This window comes from Pseudomonas sp. GD03842, assembly GCF_029841165.1.
Classification (GTDB): Bacteria; Pseudomonadota; Gammaproteobacteria; order Pseudomonadales; family Pseudomonadaceae; genus Aquipseudomonas.
Window position 1 is genome coordinate 1 of record NZ_JAOCEA010000025.1, and the last position, 22201, is coordinate 22201.

Here is a 22201-nt window from a genome sequence, read left to right on the forward strand (position 1 = left end):
GTCGCAAATGGATCAGCCCTCGGTATCGGGACCGTTCAACCCTGCCATCGGCGCCGCTGAGATCGGGGGCAGATCCGTTTGCATGTGAGCTGGGAGCCGGACCGAATGCACGGTGGCATGCCTCGGCGCCGCTCCGTGGGCACACCCCGGACGGCCATCCCTGGCCGCGCGGCTCTCGCGGGTTCTGCCGCTCAACCCACTCCACAAAACTGGGTCCGGCTGGGACACACATGCGATCGGCGGCGTTTGGTCTACCGCATTTCAAGCGCAAAGCAGAACTGAAGAAAGTGGACCTCGCGACTGCGGATTTCGGGCTTCAACCCACCGTAATGGTCGGCAATTCCACCAGCGTCACGTTCTGCTCCTTGCGCGGTGCGAGGATTTCCGCTTCACCTGCAACCACCAATTCATCGTTCTGGTTGTACACGTTGGTCGCGATCCGGACCTTGAACTTCGGCAGCTTTTCGAGAATTTCCAGGCGCACGGTCAGGGTGTCACCGATCTTCACCGGCTTTTGAAAACTCATCTGCTGGCCCAGATAAATCGTGCCAGGCCCGGGCAGTTCGCAGGCGACCGCGGCGCTGATCAGTGCGCCACTGAACATGCCGTGGGCGATGCGGTCCTTGAACAGGGTCTTGGCGGCGAACTCGGCATCCAGGTGCACCGGGTTACGGTCGCCGGAGAGTTCGGCGAACAGTTGGATATGACGCTCTTCGACCGTTTTGGTGTAGCTGGCCTTCTGGCCGACTTCCAGCGCTTCGTAGGGCGTGTTGGTAACGTGAGTCATGCTGCGGTCCTGTGACTGAAGATGAAAAGTGAGAACGAGGCATTCATTCACTGCGGGGCGGGCGGGGCTCCGTCAGCGCCTCGTCGAGCCAGGCGAGTAAATCACGAGTGACTTCGTCTCGGTTGGTTTCGTTGAGGATTTCATGCCGGGCCTGTGGGTAGAGTTTCAATGTGACGTAAGGATGATCCGCACTGCTCAGGGCCTCGGCCAAATCCTTGAGACGTCGGCCTTCGCTCACCGGATCACATTCGCCGCCCATGATCAGCATCGGCAGGCGCTTGTCTATCTGCGCCAGGCTGGACGATCTGCTGATGCGTTGCAGCCCGCCCAACATGTCGATCCAGAACTGATTGGTACAACGAAAGCCGCAAAGTGGGTCGCTGAGGTACCGATCGACCTCATGTGGATCACGGCTCAGCCAGTCAAAAGGCGTGCGAGCGGGTTTGAACCGCTTGTTGAACGAGCCGAAAGAGAGAAATTCGATGAATGCGCTGCGTCCCGTCGGCCCCTGACGCCAGCGTTCGAGGCGAGCAATGACCGCAGCGATACGGTACAGCGCTACCGGTTGAAAGTTCGAGCCGCTGAGCACCGCCCCCTGCAGGTTGGCGCTGTGATGCAGCAGGAAGGCCTGCGCAATGTAGCTGCCGATGCTGTGGCCGAGCAGGAACACCGGAACACCCGGATGGCGCAGGGCAATCGAGGCTCGTAGCGTGGCCAGGTCACCCACCACTTTGTTCCAGCCATCCCGATCCGCGTAATGACCCCGTATCCCTTGGCTGGCCGTGCGGCCATGACCACGTTGATCGAGGGCATACAGCGCATACCCCGCCTCGGCAAGGGCCAGGCCCAGTCGTTCATACCGCCCGCTGTGCTCGGCCATGCCGTGGGACAGCATCACCACGGCCTTGAGCTGAATCGTGGGCTGCCAGGCGTTGACGAACAGGCGGGTTCGATCAGAAGTGTCGAGCCAAAAGGCGTCGTGCGTCATGGACCTGGCCTTGTATGAATGTGTCGTTAAAAAGCGTTTGGGCGAGTACCGATCCGCAGTGTATAGCCGTTATCCAATGGCGGTCAGATCACTCGCGAGATTCACGTCGGTGATGACGCCTGCCCTGGTATTTGCCTTCTTTGCCTCAACTGCTAACGTCGGGCAATCACAAGCGTGTCACAGCGCTCTCAGGTATGAGGATAAAAACAACATGCAACCTGATTTCTGGAACGACAAGCGCCCGGAGGGCGTCCTCTCTGAAGTGGACCTGCACGCCTATCAGTCAGTGGTCGAAGTTTTCGAGCGCAGCTGCAAGAAATACGCAGATCGTCCCGCCTACAGCAACATGGGCGTGACGCTCAGCTACGCCGAGCTGGAGCGGCGATCGGCGGCCTTCGCCGGGTATTTGCAGCAGCAGACCGAGCTCAAGCCGGGCGACCGCATCGCCGTGCAGATGCCCAACCTCATCCAGTACCCCATCGCAGTCTTCGGTGCCATGCGCGCCGGGCTGATCGTGGTCAACACCAACCCGCTCTACACCGCCCGTGAGATGCGCCACCAATTCAAGGATGCCGGGGTGCGGGCCTTGGTCTACCTGAATGTCTTTGGCAAAAACGTCCAGGAAGTTTTGCCCGACACCGACATTCAATACCTGATCGAAGTGAAGATGGGTGACATGCAGTCTGCCGCCAAGGGCTGGTTGATCAACACCGTCGTTGAAAAGATCAAGAAGATGGTGCCGGAGTACCATTTGCCTCAGGCCGTATCGTTCAAGAGCGTGTTGAAATTGGGCCGGGGCGACCACCTGCAGCGCGTGCCGCTGGATCTGGACGACATCGCGGTGCTGCAATACACCGGCGGCACCACGGGTTCTCCGAAGGGGGCGATGCTCACCCATGGCAACCTGGTCGCCAACATGCAGCAGGTGTACGCCTGTATGTTGCAGCATGGCCCGGATGGGCTGCCGGTTTTCAGGCAGGGCAGTGAAATCATGATCGCGCCGCTGCCGATGTACCACATCTATGCCTTCACCTGTAACTGCATGTGCATGATGGTCAGCGGCAACCATAACGTCCTTATTACCAACCCTCGCGACATCGCAAGCTTCATCAAGGAGCTTAAGAAGTGGAAGTTCTCGGCGATGCTGGGGCTCAACACCCTGTTCGTGGCGCTGATGGACCACCCTGATTTCAAAACGCTGGATTTTTCCAACCTGCGGCTGACCAACTCGGGCGGCACGGCGTTGGTCAATGCCACGGCTGAGCGCTGGTTGGAACTGACGGGATGCCCCATCGTGGAGGGTTACGGCTTGACTGAAACCTCGCCGGTGGCCACGGCCAACCCCTACGGCGGCAAGTCGAAGGTCGGCACGGTAGGCATGCCGGTGCCTGGCACCAGCGCCAAGATCATCAATGATGAGGGCGAGGAGTTGCCCTTGGGCGAGCGGGGCGAGTTGTGCCTGAAAGGGCCGCAGATCATGCTCGGCTATTGGCATAAACCGGATGCGACGGCCGAAGTGATCGACAGCGAAGGCTGGCTCAAGACCGGCGATATTGCGGTAATTGACCCCGACGGGTTCATTCGAATCGTCGACCGTAAGAAAGATCTGATTATTGTGTCGGGATTCAACGTATATCCCAACGAAATCGAGGACGTCGTCTCCCGCCATCCGAAGGTGGCCAACTGCGCGGTCATTGGGGTCGCCGATGAACGCTCAGGAGAAGCCGTGAAGCTCTTCGTGGTCCCTCGGGATTCCAGTCTCACCACCGAGGAGCTGAAAACCTACTGCAAGGAAAACTTCACGGGCTACAAGATTCCCAAGCACATCGTGCTGCGCGAATCATTACCCATGACGCCGGTGGGCAAGATTCTGCGGCGCGAACTGCGCGACATGGCGTGAACCGGCTATAAACAAAAACGGCGTGTTGCGAAACACGCCGTTTTTTTTGCGCGGGCGGCAGCGGCGCCGTGGAGGCAGGGCACAATTTCGACATTTAGGTTCATTGCTCTAAACGTGACTAAACATTATTCAAGAGTCATGTTCGTGACTGTAGAGGCTGCTTTTGCCTCTGGTCGACCCTCGGCAAAGCTGCTACGCTCGGCCCGCTTTTTGTTCAGTCGATAGGCAGAAAGCGGTGGCTACAACCATTCCAAACACAAGAAATCATCGCTTCGAGCGGTGTGTAGAAACGCTGTCGCTGAGGAGTCGGCTTCCATGATCGAAAATTTCTGGAAGGATAAATATCCGTCTGGTATTGCTGCCGATATCAACCCGGACGAGTACCCAAATGTCCAGGCGGTATTGAAACAGTCCTGCGAGCGTTTCGCCAATAAACCTGCCTTCAGCAACCTGGGCAGGACCCTCACCTATGGCGAGCTGTACCAACTGTCCGGCGCGTTCGCGGCATACCTGCAACAGCACACCGACCTGCAGCCGGGTGATCGTATCGCGGTGCAGTTGCCCAATGTACTGCAATATCCGATTGCCGTCTTCGGCGCCATCCGCGCCGGACTGATCGTCGTCAATACCAACCCGCTGTACACCGCGCGGGAAATGGAGCACCAGTTCAACGATTCCGGCGCAAAGGCGCTGGTTTGCCTGGCGAACATGGCGCATCTGGCCGAGAAAGTCCTGCCCAAGACAGGCGTCAGACACGTCATCGTCACCGAAGTCGCCGACCTGCTGCCGCCTCTCAAGCGCCTGCTGGTCAATAGCGTCATCAAGTACGTGAAGAAAATGGTCCCACCCTATCACCTGCCCAGGGCCGTCAAATTCAATGACGTGCTGGCACAGGGGCAGGGTCGGCCAGTGAACGACGCGTCGCCGAAGAGCAGCGATGTCGCGGTGCTGCAATACACCGGCGGCACCACCGGCGTGGCCAAGGGCGCGATGCTGACGCACCGCAACCTGATCGCCAATATGCTGCAGTGCAAGGCGCTGATGGGCTCCAACCTCAATGAAGGCACGGAAACGCTCATCACGCCGCTCCCGCTGTATCACATCTACGCCTTCACCTTTCACTGCATGTCGATGATGCTGATCGGTAACCACAACATTCTGATCAGCAACCCGCGCGATCTGTCAGCCATGGTCAAGGAGCTGTCGAAATGGAAGTTCACCGGCTTCGTCGGGTTGAATACCCTGTTCGTGGCGCTGTGCAATAACCCTGATTTCCGCAAGCTGGATTTTTCTACGCTCAAACTCACCCTCTCCGGAGGGATGGCGTTGCAATTGGCTGTCGCCGAGCGCTGGAAAGAGGTCACGGGTTGTTCGATCTGCGAAGGGTACGGGATGACAGAGACCAGCCCGGTCGCCACCGTCAATCCCATCCAGAAGATTCAAATGGGCACGATTGGTATCCCGGTGCCTTCGACCTTGTGCAAGACCATCAACGATGCCGGCGAAGAACTGGCGCTGGGCGAAGTGGGTGAGTTGTGCGTCAAAGGCCCTCAGGTCATGAAAGGCTACTGGCAGCGTCAGGAAGCGACCGATGAAATGCTCGATGCCGAGGGATGGCTGAAGACGGGGGATATCGCGATCATTCAACCCGATGGCTACATGCGCATCGTCGACCGCAAGAAAGACATGATTCTGGTCTCCGGTTTCAATGTTTACCCGAATGAGCTCGAAGATGTGCTCGCGACCCTGCCGGGTGTCCTGCAATGTGCGGCGATTGGCGTGCCGGACGAGAAATCGGGCGAGGCCATCAAGATTTTCGTGGTGGTCAAGCCGGGCGCGACTTTGACCAAGGAGCAGGTCATGGAGCACATGCGCGGCAACGTCACAGCCTACAAGGTACCGCGCAGCGTCGAGTTCCGCGACGCGCTGCCGACCACCAACGTCGGCAAGATCCTGCGTCGCGAGCTGCGCGATGAAGAACTGAAAAAACTGGCGCTGAAGAAACCGGCATAAGCGCTTCCCCTTACCAGACCCCGCCCTCGTGCGGGGTTTGTTGTTTTCGGACATACCGCAAAACTGCTTCTGATCGTTCCCTCGCTCTGCGTGGGAACGCCGCCCTCGACGCTCCGCGTCGGTTATACGCGGTGACGCAGAGCGTCTGGGGATGCATTCCCACGCGGAGCGTGGGCACGATCATGTGTCGTCTGCGGGTAAATCTGCGACAATCCGCGCCCTGCTTTCAGAAAGTAAAGACTTCGCGCCCTGATGACCGACGAATCGCCCTCCATCGACTCCCTGTTCAAGAACCTCGACCACGCGATGATCAGGGATCGCCATCGCCTGCGCCGCCAATTGCACGAGCTGCGCAAGAAGCCTGACGAGGCAAAGCTCGCGCAGTGGGTCGAGCGCGTGCAGGCGTCGTGTGCGCTGGCGAACTCACGCAAGCAGAGCGTTCCGACGCTTCGCTATGACGAGAACCTGCCCATCGCCGCCAAACGCGACGAGATCAAGGAGGCACTGCTCAAGCATCAGGTGCTGATCATTGCAGGCGAGACCGGTTCGGGTAAGACCACCCAGTTGCCCAAGATCTGCCTGGAAATCGGCCGCGGGCAGCACGGGTTGATCGGCCACACGCAGCCGCGTCGGATCGCGGCGCGCAGTGTCGCCAGCCGGGTTGCCGAGGAGATCGGCACGCCGCTGGGTGGTCTGGTTGGCTATCAGGTGCGCTTCGAAGACCAGAGTGACGAAAACACCCTGATCAAGCTGATGACCGACGGCATCCTGTTGGCCGAAACCCAGCATGACCGGTTTCTGGAGCGCTACGACACGATCATCGTCGACGAAGCCCACGAGCGCAGCCTGAACATCGATTTCCTGTTGGGTTTCCTGAAAACCCTGCTGCCACGTCGCCCGGACCTCAAGGTCATCATCACCTCGGCGACCATCGATCTCGAGCGGTTCTCTGAGCATTTCGACAAGGCGCCGATCGTGGAGGTGTCGGGCCGGACCTTTCCGGTGGAGACCTGGTACCGTCCCCTCACCGCCGAGCAGGACGAGGAGGGCAACAGCGTCGAGGACGACCTGACGGTCGATCAGGCGATTCTCGCGACCCTCGATGAATTGGATGCCTTCGAGCGTGCCGAGCGCAAGACCCCCGGGGATGTGCTGGTATTTCTGCCCGGCGAGCGGGAGATCCGTGACGCCGCCGAAGTGCTGCGCAAGGCTCAATTGCGACACATCGAGATTCTGCCGCTGTACGCGCGCCTGACCCCTGCCGAGCAGGCGAAGATTTTCCAGTCGCACCCTGGCCGTCGCGTGGTGTTGGCCACCAACGTTGCCGAGACCTCGCTCACCGTACCGGGCATCCGCTACGTGATCGATACGGGGACGGCGCGGATCAGCCGTTACAGCTATCGCGCCAAGGTTCAACGCCTGCCCATCGAAGCCATTTCCCAGGCCAGCGCCAACCAGCGCAAAGGGCGTTGCGGGCGCGTCGAGCCGGGGCTGTGCGTGCGCCTGTACAGCGAAGAGGATTTCCTCTCGCGCCCCGAATTCACCGACCCCGAGATTCTGCGCACCAACCTGGCAGCGGTCATTCTGCAGATGTTGCATTTGCGGCTGGGCCAGATCACCGACTTCCCGTTCATCGAGCCGCCGGATGGCAAGGCGATCAGCGACGGTTTCAACCTGTTGCAAGAGCTGTCAGCGGTTAACCGCGAAAACCAGCTCACTCCGCTGGGCCGCCAACTGGCGCGCCTGCCGGTGGACCCGCGCATGGGCCGCATGCTGCTGGAAGCGGCCAAACAGGGCAGCCTTCAGGAAGTGCTGATCGTCGCCAGCGCGATGTCGATTCAGGACCCTCGTGAGCGCCCACCCGAGCGCCAGCAGGCCGCCGATCAGGCCCACGCGCAGTGGAAGGATCAGGACTCGGACTTCGCCGGGCTGGTCAATCTGTGGCGGGGCTTCGAGGAGCAGCGCCAGGCCTTGAGTTCAAGCCCGCTGCGCAACTGGTGCCGACGCAATTTCCTCAATTATCTGCGGCTGCGCGAATGGCGTGACGCACATCGGCAGTTGAGCCTGATCTGCCGCGACCTGCAGTTGAACGTCAACAAGGAACCGGCGGATTACCCCAAATTCCACAAAGCCGTGCTCTCCGGGCTGCTGAGCCAGATCGGCCAGAAAACCGAAGAGGGCGACTACCTGGGCGCACGCCAACGGCGTTTCTGGGTGCATCCCTCGTCCGGATTGGGCAGAAAGCGTCCGCAATGGATCATGGCCGCCGAACTCGTGGAAACCACCAAGCTCTATGCGCGCATGGTCGCGAAAATCGAGCCTGAGTGGATCGAGCCGTTGGCCAGCCACTTGGTGAAGAAAAATCACTTCGAGCCCCATTGGGAGAAGAAACGCGGGCAGGTGGTCGCCTACGAACAGATCACGTTGTTCGGCCTGATCATCGTCGGGCGGCGGCCGGTGCATTTCGGCCCCATCGATCCGGTGGTGTCCCGTGAGTTCTTCATTCGCGAGGGGTTGGTGCGTGGCGAGATTCAGTCCCGGGCCAAATGCCTGAGCGCCAATACCCGGTTGCTCGAACAGTTGGACGAGCTTGAGGCCAAGGCCCGGCGGCGCGACATTCTGGCCGACGAAGAAACGCTGTTCGGTTTCTACGATGCCCGTCTGCCCGCGGAGATTCACCAGACCGCGACGTTCGATGCGTGGTATCGGATGGAGAGCCAGAAAAACCCGAATTTGCTGATCATGCGCGAGGAAGATGTGCTGGCGCGCGAAGCCAGCGAAGTCACCGCCAATCTGTACCCCGACACCCTGCGGCTGGGGGACTTGACCCTGCCATTGAGCTATCACTTCGAGCCCAACCATCCGCGCGATGGGGTGACCTTGCGGGTGCCTGCACCGTTATTGTTGTCCTTGCCTGCCGAGCGTCTGGAGTGGCTGGTCCCGGGCCTGTTGGAAAACAAGTGCGTGGCGCTGGTGCGCAACTTGCCCAAAGCCCTGCGCAAGAACTTTGTACCGGTCCCGGATTTCGTGAAGGCCGCGTTGCAACGCATGGTCTTCGCCGACGGCTCGCTGCCTCAGGCGTTAGGCCGCGAATTGCTACGCATGACCGGCGCACGGGTGCCGGACGAGGCGTGGGCCGAGTCCGCGCAGCAGGTGGAAAGCCACCTGAAAATGAACCTGGAGGTGGTTGACGCCCAGGGCAAGTTTCTCGGCGAAGGGCGCGATCTGGACGCCTTGACGGCGCGTTTTGCCGAAGCCGGTCAGGCCGCCCTCGCGGTGCCGCAATCGGCGAAGGCCCAGCAACCGGTGGAAGCGAAAGGCTTCGCCAAGGTGGAAGAGAAAACCCAACAAAAGATTGCCGGGTTGTCGATGACGGTCTACCCCGCCCTTGTGGAAGAAGGCGGTACGGTCAAGGAAGGGCGTTTTTCCACCCAGGCCGAAGCCGACTATCAACACCGCCGCGCCTTGCAGCGTCTGCTCCTGCAACAACTGGCCGAACCTGCGAAGTTTCTGCGCAGCAAATTGCCGGGGCAGACCGAACTGGCGCTGCTGTACCGTGACATGGGGCGCGTCGATGCGTTGATCGAAGACATCCTGCTGGCGAGTCTGGACAGTTGCATTCTCGACGGCGAAGCCACCTTGCCCCGGGACGGCGCAGGCTTGCTGTCGTTGGCCGAGCGCAAGCGCGGCAGCCTCACCGAGCACGCCGAACGGCTGGCCCGGCTGACGCTGGAGATCCTCAAGCTGTGGCACGGCCTGCAGAAGCGCTTCAAGGGCAAGATCGATCTGGCTCAGGCCGTGGCCCTGAACGACATCAAGGCACAGCTCGGGCACTTGGTGTATCCCGGTTTCGTACGTGAGACACCTGCGGTCTGGCTCAAGGAGTTGCCACGTTATCTGAAGGCCATCGAATTGCGCCTTGAAAAGCTGGGGGCGCAGGTGCAGAAAGACCGGGTCTGGAGCATTGAGTTGGGCAACCTCTGGGCGCAATACCAGACGCGCGCCGAGAAGCATGCCCAGGAAGGCAAGCGCGATGCGGAACTCACCGTCTATCGCTGGTGGCTGGAAGAGTACCGCGTGTCGCTCTTCGGTCAGCAGTTGGGGACCAAGGTGCCGATTTCCGACAAGCGCTTGAGCAAACAGTGGAGTCAGGTCGAGGGGTGAGGCCGTCGTACGTGAGCAGGCTGACGCTCACGGCACAGGGCTTTCCGAGAAGGGCTCGCCTTCGGCGTTCGGTGCTTGGCTAGCGCCAAATGGCAGCCGTTGTGGCACACTTCGCGGTTAAAACGGCACTGCATTACAAATAACCATCCCCCATCAAATGGGGGGCTTTATCGTTGCATTGGTACTGTCGTCCCACAAGCGGCCGGCACCATGCTTGCGCAGGCGTCTTGTCTGCTGCCATCCAAGAAGAGAGGAACGACCGTGTACGACGTCGTGATCAGTGGCACAGGGCTCTTTACCCCAGCCAACAGCATTTCCAACGATGAACTGGTGAATTCTTTCAACACCTACGTCGCGCAGTTCAACGCTGAAAATGCCGCCGCCATCGAGGCCGGAGAAGTGCAGGCGCTGACCGAGTCCAGTGCGGCATTCATCGAAAAGGCCAGCGGCATCAAGAGCCGTTTCGTCATGGACAAGGCCGGCATCCTCGATCCACAACGCATGAAGCCCCGGCTCCCCGAACGCTCGAATGACGAGTGGTCCGTTCTGTGTGAAATGGGCGTCGCTGCGGCGAAACACGCCCTCGAGCGCGCCGGGCGTACAGCGGCCGATATCGACGGCGTCATCGTCGCCTGTTCCAATCTGCAACGCGCATACCCGGCGATTTCCATCGAAATCCAGGCTGCCCTGGGTGTTCAAGGGTTCGGTTTCGACATGAACGTCGCCTGCTCGTCGGCCACGTTCGGAATCCAGACTGCCTACAACAGTGTCACATTGGGCCAAGCGCGCGCCGTGTTGGTGATCAGCCCGGAAATCTGCACCGCCCACCTGAACTTCCGTGACCGCGACAGTCACTTCATTTTCGGCGACGCGGCGACGGCGGTGGTCGTCGAGCGCGCGGACCTGGCCACCTCCCCGTACCAGTACGAGGTCGTCAGCACCAAGCTGCTGACCCAGTTCTCCAACAACATCCGCAACAACTTCGGCTTCCTGAACCGCACCGCCGAAGAGGGCGAGGGCAAGCCAGACAAGCTGTTCGTTCAGGAAGGCCGCAAGGTCTTCCGCGAGGTTTGCCCGATGGTGGCCGACCTGGTCGCCACTCACCTGGCGGAAAACAGCCTCAATGCCAGTGACGTGCAGCGTTTCTGGCTGCATCAGGCGAACCTCAGCATGAACCACTTGATCGTGAAGAAGCTGCTGGACCGCGATGCCACCGTCGAGGAAGCGCCGGTCATTCTCGACAGTTACGCCAATACCAGCTCTGCGGGCTCGGTGATCGCCTTCCACAAATACCAGGACGATCTGCCCAGCGGCGCCCTGGGCGTGCTGAGCTCGTTCGGCGCAGGCTATTCGATCGGCAGTGTGATTCTGCGCAAGAAGTGATAGGGCGGTATCCAGAAAAAAAACAGCCTGGCGTGCCCTGTCGAAACGGATGATGGGGATCCGACAGGGCAGCGCCAGGCTGGGAGAGTCGCGTCAGGTCGAGGGAGCACTCGAATCTGACGCTATGAGCGTGCCGCTAAACGTTGCAGCCGATTCGAGCGCTTAGAACTTGGCCAGTACATCCAATTGCAGGGTATTGGCGTCGGCGTCGCGTTGAGAGGCCACGGCGTAGTCCGCTTTGGTCAGGAAGTAAGTGGCCCCGATTGCGAAGTTCTTGTCGATGTCGTAGGAAACGCCCAGCTTGTGACCGCGCGAGCCGGTGGTGCCGTTGGCGAAATCGGAGTCGGTGAAGGCGCCGACCACCGCATTGCGCTGAACGTCGCGGTAGTTGTAATCCAGACCGAACCCGAACACCTTGGTCTTCACGCCTGCCAGCCAACCGGTGTCTTCGTCGCTGTCGGTGGCGTTATTCGTCACGTATTGACCGTAGAGCGCCAGGGGCACGGCCAGACCGTTGAAGTCCACTTGGCCAAAGCCTTCCAGCAGACGGAAGCGGTCGGTGTTGTTGCCGTTCACGCGTAACGCGGCACTGTCCTTGTCGTTCTGATACTGGTAGATGCTCGCGCCGGCCGTTACCTTGAGGGCGTCGATAGGCGTGAACTTGGCACCCAACTGCGCCGCGTTCAGGCGCAAGTCATTCTTGAACTGCGTGCCGTCGCCGTTGATGTTGTCCTTGAGGGTGTAATTACCCGCGCTGCCGAACAGCTCGAAGCCTTTGTTGATGGGCAGGCTGTAGGTGGCCGCCAGACCTTCCGGGTTGATGTCGCTGTCCCAGATCATGTCGCCCATGCTGACCCACGGCTGAGCCATTTTGCCGCCGATGATGTGCAGGTTCGGCAGAGCGGTCGGGTGGTAATCGATATAGCCCATGTCCAGCCACAGGTCTTTCTTGACGAAATAGCCGTCCAGGTCCTGGTTGGTGGAGCGGGCATCGTTGCTGCCGCCGGTGGCGATACGGATGCCGGTGCTGACCTGAGGATTGATGTCGGTGTAGGCGCCCAGGCGCACGCGAATACGTTGACGATCCTTGTCTTGCGAATTGTTCTGGCCATCGATCTTGATGGTTTCCTGACGCACGCGGACATCGCCCTTGAACTGGGTCTTGGCAGCCCAGGCCACCTTCTGTTCGAACGCCGACAGTTCCGAAGACTTGGCAGTCGCTGCGGCAATCTGATCAGCCTGTGCCTTTTGGGCTTGCGCTTGAGCCTGCTGATCCTTGGCCAGTTCGGTTTGCAATTCGGCGTACTGAGCTTGCGAAATCGAACCGTTGGCCTTGAGCATGTCGAGCAGTTTCGCGTCGACTGCGGCACTGGCCGGTACACTGGCGGCCAGCAGCAGACCGCCACACAGGGCTGCCGCAGTTTTCGTGGAAGCAAGACGCATATCAATCTCCGTAGATGAGAGGGAGGACAGAGCCATCCCGGAAACGACCGACCTTCAAACGGACGGGGAAAATGAGTTTTAAGAACAGAGGGCTCTAAAAACAGGCGCCAGTATCACGATCGTTTATGACAGACCTATGGCTAGGTGATGGCACGTCAATGACAGGGGCAGCGCAGGCGCCAACTGCGGTCTAGAGCGTCCGCCTGCGAATTTCATGTGCGCCTCCGCTTAATGGGTGATACTGCGCAAACGTTGGCGGGCAAGAGGAACAGTCGATGGCGTTGCATCGTTTGGACAGGTTGTCGGATCTCGGGGCGTCGGAGTGGGATGCGCTGATCCCGGGTGATTCGCCTTTCCTGCGCCATGCCTTCTTGAGCGCGCTGGAAGACAGCGGCAGCCTCGGTCCCCGGTCCGGTTGGCGCGCTGAGCATCTTCTGCATTACGAAAACGAACAGTTGATCGCCGCCTTGCCGACTTACCGCAAGTGGCATTCCTATGGCGAGTATGTGTTCGACCACGGCTGGGCCGACGCCTGTCGCCGCGCGGGGATCAGCTATTACCCCAAGTTGCTGGTGGCCGTGCCATTCAGCCCGGTCACCGGTCCGCGCCTGCTGGCCAGAACGCCGGAGGAGGGGGGTGAGTTGCTTGCCTGCTTGCCTGGCTACGCCGAGGCAGAGGGCCTATCCAGTGTGCACGTCAACTTCACCGAACCGACGCTTGACGCGTGGCTCGCCCAACAGCCGGACTGGCTTGCGCGCATTGGTTGTCAGTACCACTGGCAGAACCGCGGATACCGGGATTTCCAGGACTTCCTCGACGCTTTGAGTTCACGCAAGCGCAAGCAGATGCGCAAAGAGCGCGAGCAGGTCGCGGGGCAGGGAATCGATTTCGAGTGGCTGCATGGCCAAGCGGTGACCGAGGCGCAGTGGGATTTTGTCTACGCCTGTTATTCCAACACCTATGAAGTGCGCGGGCAGGCGCCTTACCTGACCCGAGCGTTCTTCAGCCTGCTGGCCGAGCGGATGCCCGACAGCATTCGGGTGGTTCTGGCAAAGCAGGGCGCACGCCCGGTGGCTATGGCGTTCAGCCTGATGGGCGGCGACAGTCTGTACGGCCGCTACTGGGGGTGCCTGGCCGAATTTGACCGGCTGCATTTCGAGACCTGTTTTTATCAAGGCATGGATTACGCCATCGCCCAAGGTGTGCAGCGGTTCGATGCCGGCGCACAGGGTGAGCACAAGCTGATTCGGGGCTTTGAGCCGGTGATTACCCATTCGTGGCATTACCTGGCGCATCCAGGTTTGCGCGAAGCGGTGACCGAATTTCTCGAGCGGGAGCGGGCGGGTATTCTGGCTTACGCACAAGAGGCGCGAGCCGCGTTGCCGTATCGACAGGCCGGGTGATTGAGCTGCCCCGCATCCGCACACTGGGTGTACGCACCGGGCGCCCGGTTGCGCGAGCGCGGTCCTCGGCGGGTTGACGAGCGACCGCTCAACTCACCGAAAACCGCGCCTTCCTGTCACAAAGACTGCGGTGCCAGAGGGAAATCCTCGACCCCTACGAAGCCCCCGGTCTGATGCGCCCACAGCCGCGCGTACAGGCCTTTTTGCGCCAGCAGCTCGGCATGGGTACCGCTTTCGGCGATCCGCCCATTTTCCAGCACGATCAGGCGGTCCATTCGCGCGATGGTCGATAAACGGTGCGCGATGGCGATCACGGTCTTGCCCTGCATCAGGGTTTCCAGGCTTTCCTGGATCGCCGCTTCCACCTCCGAATCCAGCGCCGATGTGGCTTCGTCCATGATCAGAATGGGTGCGTCCTTGAGCAGGACCCGAGTGATCGCGATGCGTTGGCGCTGTCCTCCGGAGAGTTTGACGCCACGCTCCCCCACATGGGCGTCCAGCCCGCTACGCCCTTCCGAATCGGTCAGCAAGGGAATGAACTCATCGGCCCGCGCCTTGCGCATCGCTTCCCACAGTTCGGCATCCGTGGCATTGGGTTTGCCGTACAGCAGGTTGTCGCGGATCGAGCGGTGCAGCAGCGAGGTGTCTTGCGTAATCATCCCGATGTGTGAGCGCAGACTCTCCTGCGCGACATGGGCGATGTCCTGGTCATCGATGGTGATACGCCCGCCCTGCACGTCGTACAGACGCAGCAGCAGGTTGACCAGCGTTGATTTGCCGGCGCCCGATGGCCCGATCAGACCGATTTTCTCGCCCGGCCTGATGTTCAGGTTCAGGTCGTGGATCACCCCTTTGCTTTTGCCGTACTGAAATTGCAGGTGCTCGAACTTCACCTCGCCGCGGCTGACGACCAGTTTCGGAGCCCCCTCGCGGTCCGTCACGCCGACGGGCTGGGAAATGCTCTGCAAGCCATCCTGCACCATGCCGATGTTCTCGAAGATGCCGTTGACCACCCACATGATCCAACCGGACATGTTGACGATGCGGATCACCAGGCCGGTCGCCAGGGCAATCGCGCCGACCGAGATCAACGACTGCGTCCAGAGCCAAAGCGCAAGGCCTGTGGTCCAGACGATCAGGATGCCGTTGAGCGCGGTGATCACAGTGTCCATCTCAGTGATCACGCGGCCCGCCAGTTGGGTCTTCTCCGTCTGCTCGCTGATCGCCTCGCGCGCATACTGCTGCTCCGAGCTGGTGTGTGCGAAGAGCTTGAGTGTGGTGATGTTGGTGTAGCCGTCGACGATGCGCCCCATCAGCTTCGAGCGCGCATCCGACGACACTACTGAGCGTGCCTTGACCCGTGGCACGAAATACCAGAGGGCGATGACGAAACCGGCGATCCAGCTAAGGAGCGGGATCATCAGGCGCCAGTCGGCCTCGGCGAACAGCACCAGGGCGCCGATCGAATAGATCAGCACGTGCCACATGGCATCCACGGTCTGCACGGCGGAGTCACGCAACGCGTTGCCGGTCTGCACGATGCGCTGGGCGATACGGCCGGCGAAGTCGTTCTGGAAGAAGTTCACGCTTTGCTTGAGCACGTAGCTATGGTTCTGCCAGTTGATCATGCTGGTCATGCCGGGGCTGATCGTCTGGTGGACCAGCAGGTCATGCAGGGCCACGAAGATCGGGCGCAGGACCAGGGCGACGATGCCCATCCACGCCAGTTCCAGCGCATGGTCGCTGAAGAAATTCGGGTTGGGGGCGCCTTGGGCCAGGTCGATGATACGACTCAGGTAGCTGAACAGCGACACCTCGATCAGTGCGCCAATCAGGCCCACCACCAGCAGCGCGAGAAAGCTGGGCCAGACCTGCTTGAGGTAATACACGTAAAACGCGACGACCCGGTTAGGTGGGGCGGCGGTCGGCGCTTCGCGGAAAATATCGATGAGCTGTTCGAAACGGCGATAGAGCATTGGCTATGACGCCCACGCTTGAGCGGGCTCTCCATTCTGAGGGGCTGTATGGGCGATGTTGCATGCGTCCCCGATCAGACCACATCAGCGCCCGATTGCTCGGTTTTTTTCCTGTGATGTGCCTCCCGAAAACGAAAAAGCCGGGCGCGTGCCCGGCTTTTGCACGCGTCAGACAGCTTAGTTCACGCGCTTGGCCGACTTGATGTAAATCGGGTCAAGCGGCACGTTCTGCATGCCTTTCACGTTACCGGTCTGGACGTTGACGATCTGATCGACCACGTCCATCCCCTTGACCACCTTGCCGAACACGGCGTAGCCGTAATCGCGGACGCCATGGTCAAGCATGCTGTTGTCGACGACGTTGATGAAAAACTGGCTGGTCGCCGAATTGACATCGGACGTCCGGGCCATGGCGAGGGTGCCGCGCACGTTGTGCAGGCCGTTGTCGGCTTCGTTCTTGATCGGGTCGTTGGTCGGCTTCTGCACCATCTGCCCCGTGAAGCCGCCTCCCTGAACCATGAAGCCCGGAATCACCCGGTGGAAAACGGTGTTCGAATAGAAGTTGCTGTCCACGTACTTGAGGAAGTTGGCGGTGCTGACGGGCGCCTTGTCCTGGTTCAACTCGATTTCAACCTGGCCAAAGCTGGTATCCAGCACGACATGCGGCGCAGGAGCGGCCATCAGCTTGGAAGCGAACAGAACAGCGGCGGCGCAAAGGGCAATTTTTTTCAGCATGGGGCAGTGGGTCCTGATTGATTGTTCGACTGCAAACGTTGGCAAGGGAACCACGTTTGCGCAGATTTTGACAGGGGGCATCCGGGCGGTGTTCGTGGGCCCGCCACGCAGACCTGGGTTTGCAAGGGTGGATGAGCTGGCGTCAGGAACGTCATGAGTCGAGGAACGCCAGCAGCGCGCGGTTGAAGGCGTCAGGTTGATCCAGCGGTGTCGCATGGCGGGAGTCTTCGATCACCACGAGTCTCGCATTGGGCATGAGCCGCACATACGCCTCCTTGAGCGCGACCGGCGTGTAATCGTTGTCGGCCGTTACAATCAGCGTCGGGCATTGGATGCGCGACAGCGCGTCCTCCACGCCCCAGCCGACGATGGCACTGAAGCTGGCCAGATAGGCGCGTTTATCGTTCTGCGCCCAACGCAGTGCTGCCTTTTCTCGCAAGTCGGCCTGTTCTGGGAGGGGGAACAGGTGCTTGCCCAGTGCCTTGCCGATGGCTTCCATGCTGAATGCCCTCGCCAGCAACCAGCGTTTGGCGAATTGCCGAAAGTCGGTGAACGATTTGATTTTGACAGCTGGGGCGCTGTTGACGATGGTCAGGCTTTTGAGCAGCTCTGGGCGATCTACCGCCAATTGGAAGCCGATCATGCCGCCCATCGATAACCCCACCAGGTGCACGGGGCCAGTCTGCAGGTGGCTGATCAGCGCTTGGACGTCCGCGCTGAATGCGGCCATGCTGTAGCGCTCGCGCGGCTTGTCGGAGCGCCCATGGCCTCGGACATCCAAGGTGATCACCCGGTATCGGGCTGCCAGGACTGGAATCTGATATTCCCAGTCCTGGCCGCTGGACCCCAACCCGTGAACCAGTAAAACCGGATCGCCCTGACCGAATGCCTCGTAATGCAAAGCGCAGCCGTCATGTTCGAAGCGGGGCATCGAGACCTCCCGTAGCGCAAGATCAAGGTGAGCGGGTCAAACGGCCTGTTGAGGCGTCGGGAACGCCGCGTCCAGCGGTGCGGTATCGAAAGTCCGGATCAATTCGACCAGGATCTGCGTGGCAGGCCCGAGCGGCTTTTCCTTGCTCGCGTAAAGATAGAAAGTCGGGTTTCTACTGCCACCCTTGTCCAATGGCAGGGGCTTGAGCACACCTTCGCGGATGTCTCGCTCGACCATGTGCCGCGGCAGCCAGGCAAAGCCCAGACCGCTGCTGACGAACTTGGCCGCCGTGGCCAGGCTGCCCACGGTCCAACGCTGTTCGGCGCCCAGCCAGCCGACGTCCCGGGGTTGATTGCGGCCCGAATCGCGAATCACCACTTGCAACTGGCTTTCCAGGTCCTGGAACGTCAATTCCCGCTGCATCTGGTGCAAAAAGTGATTGGGATGGGCAACGGCCACGAATTCGACGCTATTCATTTCAGTGCCCAAGTAGCCGGGAATATTGAACCCGCTGATGGCCAGGTCCGCCACGCCTTCAAGCAGAACTTCCTCGACCCCGGAAAGCACTTCCTCCCGGAGCCTGACCCGACAGCCGCGGCTTTGCGGCATAAAGGCCGTCAGCGCGCGCACCAGCCGGGCATTGGGGTAGGCGGCGTCGACTACCAAGCGAACCTCTGCTTCCCAGCCCTGTTCCATGTGATGGGCCAGGTCTTCGAGTTGGCTGGCGTTCTTCACCAGTTGCCGCGAACGCCGTAGCAGTACTTCGCCGGCGTCTGTCAGCACGGCCTTGCGCCCGTCGATACGCAGTAATGGGACGCCCAGTTGCTCCTGCATCCTGGCGACGGTGTAACTGACTGACGACTGTGAGCGGTGCAACGCTTCAGCCGCCTGGGCGAAGCCGCCGTGATCGACCACTGCTTGCAGGGTGCGCCATTGATCAAGGGTCACACGGGGCGCTTTCATCTTTCGTTCCTTCTGTCCTAAGCTGGCCCATCTTTCTGGGAGACTGCCGCATGAAAAAAATCTGTTGTGTGCTGCTGGCGATGCTGCCGTTAAGCGCATTTGCCTACCCGATTGATGTGGAAAAGCACATCAACGGTGTGCAAATCGATTACACCAGCCATGACACCGCGTATGACATCGGCACCGTCACCCTCAATAACTATGGCGATGTACCCGCCAAGTGCACGGCGGTGTTCAGCAACGGACCCGAGGCTCCCCGGACCCGGCGCGTTCAGCTCGCGCCAAAAAGCAGTGCCAACGTTACCGTCAAGTTCAGTCGCGAGATTGTCAAATTGCGCATCAAATTGACCTGCGACCCACAGTGAGCACCGCTGTACTGACGAAGAGCCTAGAGGCGTCTGGTGACTAAAACAAATTATTAGATATTTAGTAGCAAATTTTTGTGCTTTTTCATCGAATACCTTATCGCTAGTCTCGCCTCCATTGCCGCAACGGTGCTCCATCCATTGCACGCGCCCTTGTGCCTTACAGGTTCGCCCTCGAAAGCTACCGCTCGTTCTAGCGCGCGAGCGGGAAGGCTTAATGGTCCGTTAATTCCCGCGAGGGATGCTTCCTGTGTTCATCGACTCCTTTGGTACTCGAACCGCTCCTGAGTACGTCGCCCGATCACCGCGCCTGATAGCGTCGGACGATCGGGTTTTTTATTGCCTGGAGAATGCTTGAACGGGGCAGCCTGAAACCGCTAAGGTCGCGGCCTTCGAAACGAGGCGACCATGGGCTATTTACTGTTTGTCACATTGATCCAGGCATTTTCATTCAGCTTGATCGGGGTTTACCTGGCAGGGCACGTCGACAGTTATTTCGCCGTATTGATTCGCGTCCTGCTGGCCGGGCTGGTTTTTCTTCCCTTGACCCGTTGGCGTCAGGTCGAACCCGCTTTCCTGCGCGGCATGCTGTTGATCGGCGCGCTGCAATTTGGCGTCACCTATGTCTGCCTGTACTTGAGCTTCCGCGTGCTGAGCGTGCCGGAAGTGTTGCTGTTCACCATCCTCACGCCGCTGCATGTCACCCTGATCGAAGATGCGCTGAACCGGCGGTTCAACCGCTGGGGCCTGCTCGCGGCTATGGTTGCGGTGTTGGGCGCCGTGATCATTCGCTACGACCGCGTCGATGCGCACTTCCTCGGCGGTTTCCTGTTGCTGCAAGTGGCGAATTTCACCTATGCGGCAGGGCAGGTGCTGTACAAGCATCTGGTGGCACGGCACCCAAGCGACCTGCCGCATTACCGACGCTTCGGCTACTTCTACCTGGGTGCGCTGGCCGTGGCCTTACCAGCGTTTCTGATGTTCGGTAACGCGCACCATCTGCCCGATGGGCCCCAGCAGTGGGGCGTATTGCTGTTTCTGGGCCTGTGTTCGACCGCGCTCGGCATGTACTGGTGGAACAAAGGCGCTTGCCTGGTCAATGGGGCCACCCTTGCGGTGATGAATAACCTGCACGTACCGGTCGGTTTGCTGATCAACCTGCTGATCTGGGGGCAGGAAGAGGATTTGACCAAGCTGTTTTTTGGCGGCCTGGTGATCATTTCGTCGGTATGGATCAGCCGGTTCAGCTTGACCTCGCGCACGCCGAACGCTTGAAAGCGTTGGTCTAGAGGCTCTGGTGCTTTACATCATTGGAGTTGATGTTCGATATCTGCACGCTTGGTTTTTCATGTAAGGGCCGACCGAATAAATTGGCCCCAACGAAACGAACTAACCCGCTTACATCGAAACTCAACTTTGAAACTTACTGGCTTACCGGAGATTAAGATCATGAAAAAGTCCATCGCATTCGGCTTCGCACTTTCCATCCTCGCGGCAGGCTCGGCTTTCGCCAGCCCTGAGAAAACCTACCAGCGCGCCATCGTCGACAGCTCCAGCGCCAGTGTTCTGGACAGCAAGCTGGCCAGCAGAGATGCGGTTAAACCCTTTGATAGCAAGGCCTCTAGCACTGTGATCGTTGCGGAGAATCGTAAAGAGTTCGGTTCGACCTATCAGCGCTACTGAGTCAAGGCGCTCTTTCGGATACGTCTGAACTTCACCTAAAAACCCGGCAGTAGCCGGGTTTTTTTATGGTTGCTTAATTAATGAATCAACGTACTTAATTGAGACGATAGCGGTGCTTTATGATGAGTCGATGTGACGCGCTATATGCGCGACAACGGTTTTTAATAGTGTGGCGAGCACATCATTCAGCGCACAGCCAAACCGACCCTCATGTCTGACCCGCTCGGTTGTTGGTAAAGGCTCAGACCGAATTCCGGCAGGATGGCCAGCAAGTAATCGAAGATGTCCCCCTGAATCCGCTCGTAATCCGCCCAACTGGTGGTGCGAGTAAAGCAGTAGATTTCCAGCGGCACGCCTTGGGCGGTGGCTTCCATCTGGCGAACCATGCACGTCATGTCCGGGTGGATGTCGGGGTGGCTTTTCAGGTAGGCCAGCGCGTACGCGCGGAACGTGCCGATGTTGGTCATGCGACGGCGGTTGGCAGACAGCTCGGCGACGTTGCCCTGGGCCTCGTTCCAGGCGTTCAGTTCGGCCTTCTTGCGGCCCATGTAGTCGGTGAGCAGGCGCACTTGCGTGAGCCTCTGCTCTTCGGCATCTGCCACGAAACGCACACCACTGGCGTCGATGTAGAGGCTGCGCTTTATCCGGCGACCTCCGGCCTGCTGCATGCCACGCCAGTTCTTGAACGATTCGGACATCAGGCGCCAGGTGGGGATGGAGACGATGGTCTTGTCGAAATTCTGCACCTTGACGGTGTGCAGCGTGATGTCCACCACATCGCCGTCTGCCCCTACCTGTGGCATCTCGATCCAGTCGCCCACGCGCAGCATGTCGTTGCTGGTCAGTTGAACGCTGGCCACGAAGGACAGCAGGGTGTCCTTATAGACCAGCAGGATTACCGCCGACATCGCGCCGAGCCCGGACAGCAGCAACAGCGGGGAACGGTCGATGAGCGTGGCGACGATGATGATGGCGGCGAAGACATAGAGAATCATCTTCGCCAGTTGCACATACCCCTTGATCGAGCGGGTGCGTGCATGTTCGGTGCGGGCGTAGAGGTCCAGAAGGGCATTGAGCAACGCCCCGACGGTCAGCATCAGGAACAGAATGGTGAAGGCCAGGGCCACGTTGCTCAACACATGGGCCGTGGTGGCGCTGAGGTCGGGAACCAGGTTCAGGCCGAACTGGATGACCACGGAAGGCGTCACCTGCGCCAGACGGTGAAAGACCTTGTTATGCAGAAAATCGTTGATCCAGAACAACGCCGGTTGGCGGCCCAAGGCCTTCATGGTGTACAGGATGACGAAACGCATCAGACGGCCCATCGCCAGTGCGGTAATCAGCAGCACCAGCAGACCCATGCCCGTGCGCAGCATGGGTTGATGTTCGAGCACGTTCCAGAGTTCCTGGACGCGCAGCCAGAGAGATGAGGTGTCCATGGGCGCAAGTTCTCCTGAAGAAAAAAGG

Annotated in this window: 16 protein-coding genes; 8 read left to right on the forward strand and 8 right to left on the reverse strand. The window is 59.9% G+C overall.

The features are described 5' to 3' along the window. Positions 1-316: 316 nt before the first annotated feature. Entirely contained in the window at positions 317-787 is a 471-nt protein-coding gene (locus N5D61_RS25160) for a MaoC family dehydratase (RefSeq protein ID WP_108240104.1), read from the reverse strand. Positions 788-830: 43 nt separating this feature from the next. Beyond that, positions 831-1775, reverse strand: a complete 945-nt coding sequence (locus tag N5D61_RS25165) for a lysophospholipase (protein ID WP_279894612.1) — start codon at positions 1773-1775, stop codon at positions 831-833. A gap of 211 nt (positions 1776-1986) precedes the next feature. On the opposite strand from N5D61_RS25165, the gene fadD2 reads away from it, so the two are divergent. The 4 genes from fadD2 (at position 1987) to N5D61_RS25185 (ending at position 11235) form a co-directional block, all read left to right on the forward strand. Further along, on the forward strand, positions 1987-3675 hold the full coding sequence (gene fadD2, locus N5D61_RS25170; RefSeq protein WP_279894613.1) for a long-chain-fatty-acid--CoA ligase FadD2: 1689 nt from the start codon (positions 1987-1989) through the stop codon (positions 3673-3675). Between the two features lie 315 nt (positions 3676-3990). Next, the gene (gene fadD1 / locus N5D61_RS25175) at positions 3991-5688 is read left to right on the forward strand and encodes a long-chain-fatty-acid--CoA ligase FadD1 (RefSeq protein WP_279894614.1); all 1698 of its coding nucleotides are present in this window, start codon (positions 3991-3993) and stop codon (positions 5686-5688) included. 252 nt (positions 5689-5940) lie between these two features. Continuing rightward, positions 5941-9852: an ATP-dependent RNA helicase HrpA gene (hrpA, locus tag N5D61_RS25180; RefSeq protein ID WP_279894615.1), complete on the forward strand. Its 3912-nt coding sequence runs from the start codon at positions 5941-5943 to the stop codon at positions 9850-9852. A 261-nt stretch (positions 9853-10113) separates the two neighbouring features. Next, complete coding sequence (locus tag N5D61_RS25185; protein WP_108240099.1) at positions 10114-11235, forward strand: beta-ketoacyl-ACP synthase III; 1122 nt, start codon at positions 10114-10116, stop codon at positions 11233-11235. A 162-nt stretch (positions 11236-11397) separates the two neighbouring features. On the opposite strand, the gene N5D61_RS25190 is transcribed toward N5D61_RS25185, so the two are convergent. Then, a complete protein-coding gene (locus N5D61_RS25190) occupies positions 11398-12678 on the reverse strand; it encodes a putative porin (protein WP_108240098.1) in 1281 nt (426 codons plus the stop codon). Positions 12679-12953: 275 nt separating this feature from the next. Here N5D61_RS25190 and N5D61_RS25195 point away from each other — a divergent pair, with 275 nt between their 5' ends. Then, positions 12954-14081, forward strand: a complete 1128-nt coding sequence (locus N5D61_RS25195; RefSeq protein WP_279894616.1) for a GNAT family N-acetyltransferase — start codon at positions 12954-12956, stop codon at positions 14079-14081. A 116-nt stretch (positions 14082-14197) separates the two neighbouring features. Here the strand turns inward: N5D61_RS25195 and N5D61_RS25200 are convergent, their stop codons facing one another. From N5D61_RS25200 to N5D61_RS25215, 4 genes are all read right to left on the reverse strand, one after another. After that, entirely contained in the window at positions 14198-16057 is a 1860-nt protein-coding gene (locus N5D61_RS25200; RefSeq protein ID WP_108240096.1) for an ABC transporter ATP-binding protein, read from the reverse strand. A gap of 177 nt (positions 16058-16234) precedes the next feature. After that, positions 16235-16792, reverse strand: a complete 558-nt coding sequence (locus N5D61_RS25205) for a peptidylprolyl isomerase (protein ID WP_279894617.1) — start codon at positions 16790-16792, stop codon at positions 16235-16237. Positions 16793-16943: 151 nt separating this feature from the next. Next, a complete protein-coding gene (locus N5D61_RS25210) occupies positions 16944-17723 on the reverse strand; it encodes an alpha/beta hydrolase (protein WP_108240094.1) in 780 nt (259 codons plus the stop codon). A gap of 36 nt (positions 17724-17759) precedes the next feature. Then, positions 17760-18686, reverse strand: a complete 927-nt coding sequence (locus N5D61_RS25215) for a LysR family transcriptional regulator (protein ID WP_108240093.1) — start codon at positions 18684-18686, stop codon at positions 17760-17762. Positions 18687-18736: 50 nt separating this feature from the next. Between N5D61_RS25215 and N5D61_RS25220 the strand changes: the two genes are divergently transcribed. The 3 genes from N5D61_RS25220 to N5D61_RS25230 all read left to right on the forward strand — a co-directional run bounded on the left by N5D61_RS25220 (position 18737) and on the right by N5D61_RS25230 (position 20734). Beyond that, a complete protein-coding gene (locus N5D61_RS25220; RefSeq protein WP_279894618.1) occupies positions 18737-19051 on the forward strand; it encodes a 3-phosphoglycerate kinase in 315 nt (104 codons plus the stop codon). Positions 19052-19459: 408 nt separating this feature from the next. Next, entirely contained in the window at positions 19460-20326 is an 867-nt protein-coding gene (locus N5D61_RS25225; RefSeq protein ID WP_279894619.1) for a carboxylate/amino acid/amine transporter, read from the forward strand. A 174-nt stretch (positions 20327-20500) separates the two neighbouring features. After that, positions 20501-20734 (forward strand): hypothetical protein, encoded by a 234-nt coding sequence (locus tag N5D61_RS25230; RefSeq protein ID WP_279894620.1) that lies wholly within the window; start codon positions 20501-20503, stop codon positions 20732-20734. A 185-nt stretch (positions 20735-20919) separates the two neighbouring features. Here N5D61_RS25230 and N5D61_RS25235 read toward each other — a convergent pair whose 3' ends face one another. Further along, entirely contained in the window at positions 20920-22173 is a 1254-nt protein-coding gene (locus N5D61_RS25235; RefSeq protein ID WP_279894621.1) for a mechanosensitive ion channel family protein, read from the reverse strand. Positions 22174-22201 lie beyond the last annotated feature (28 nt).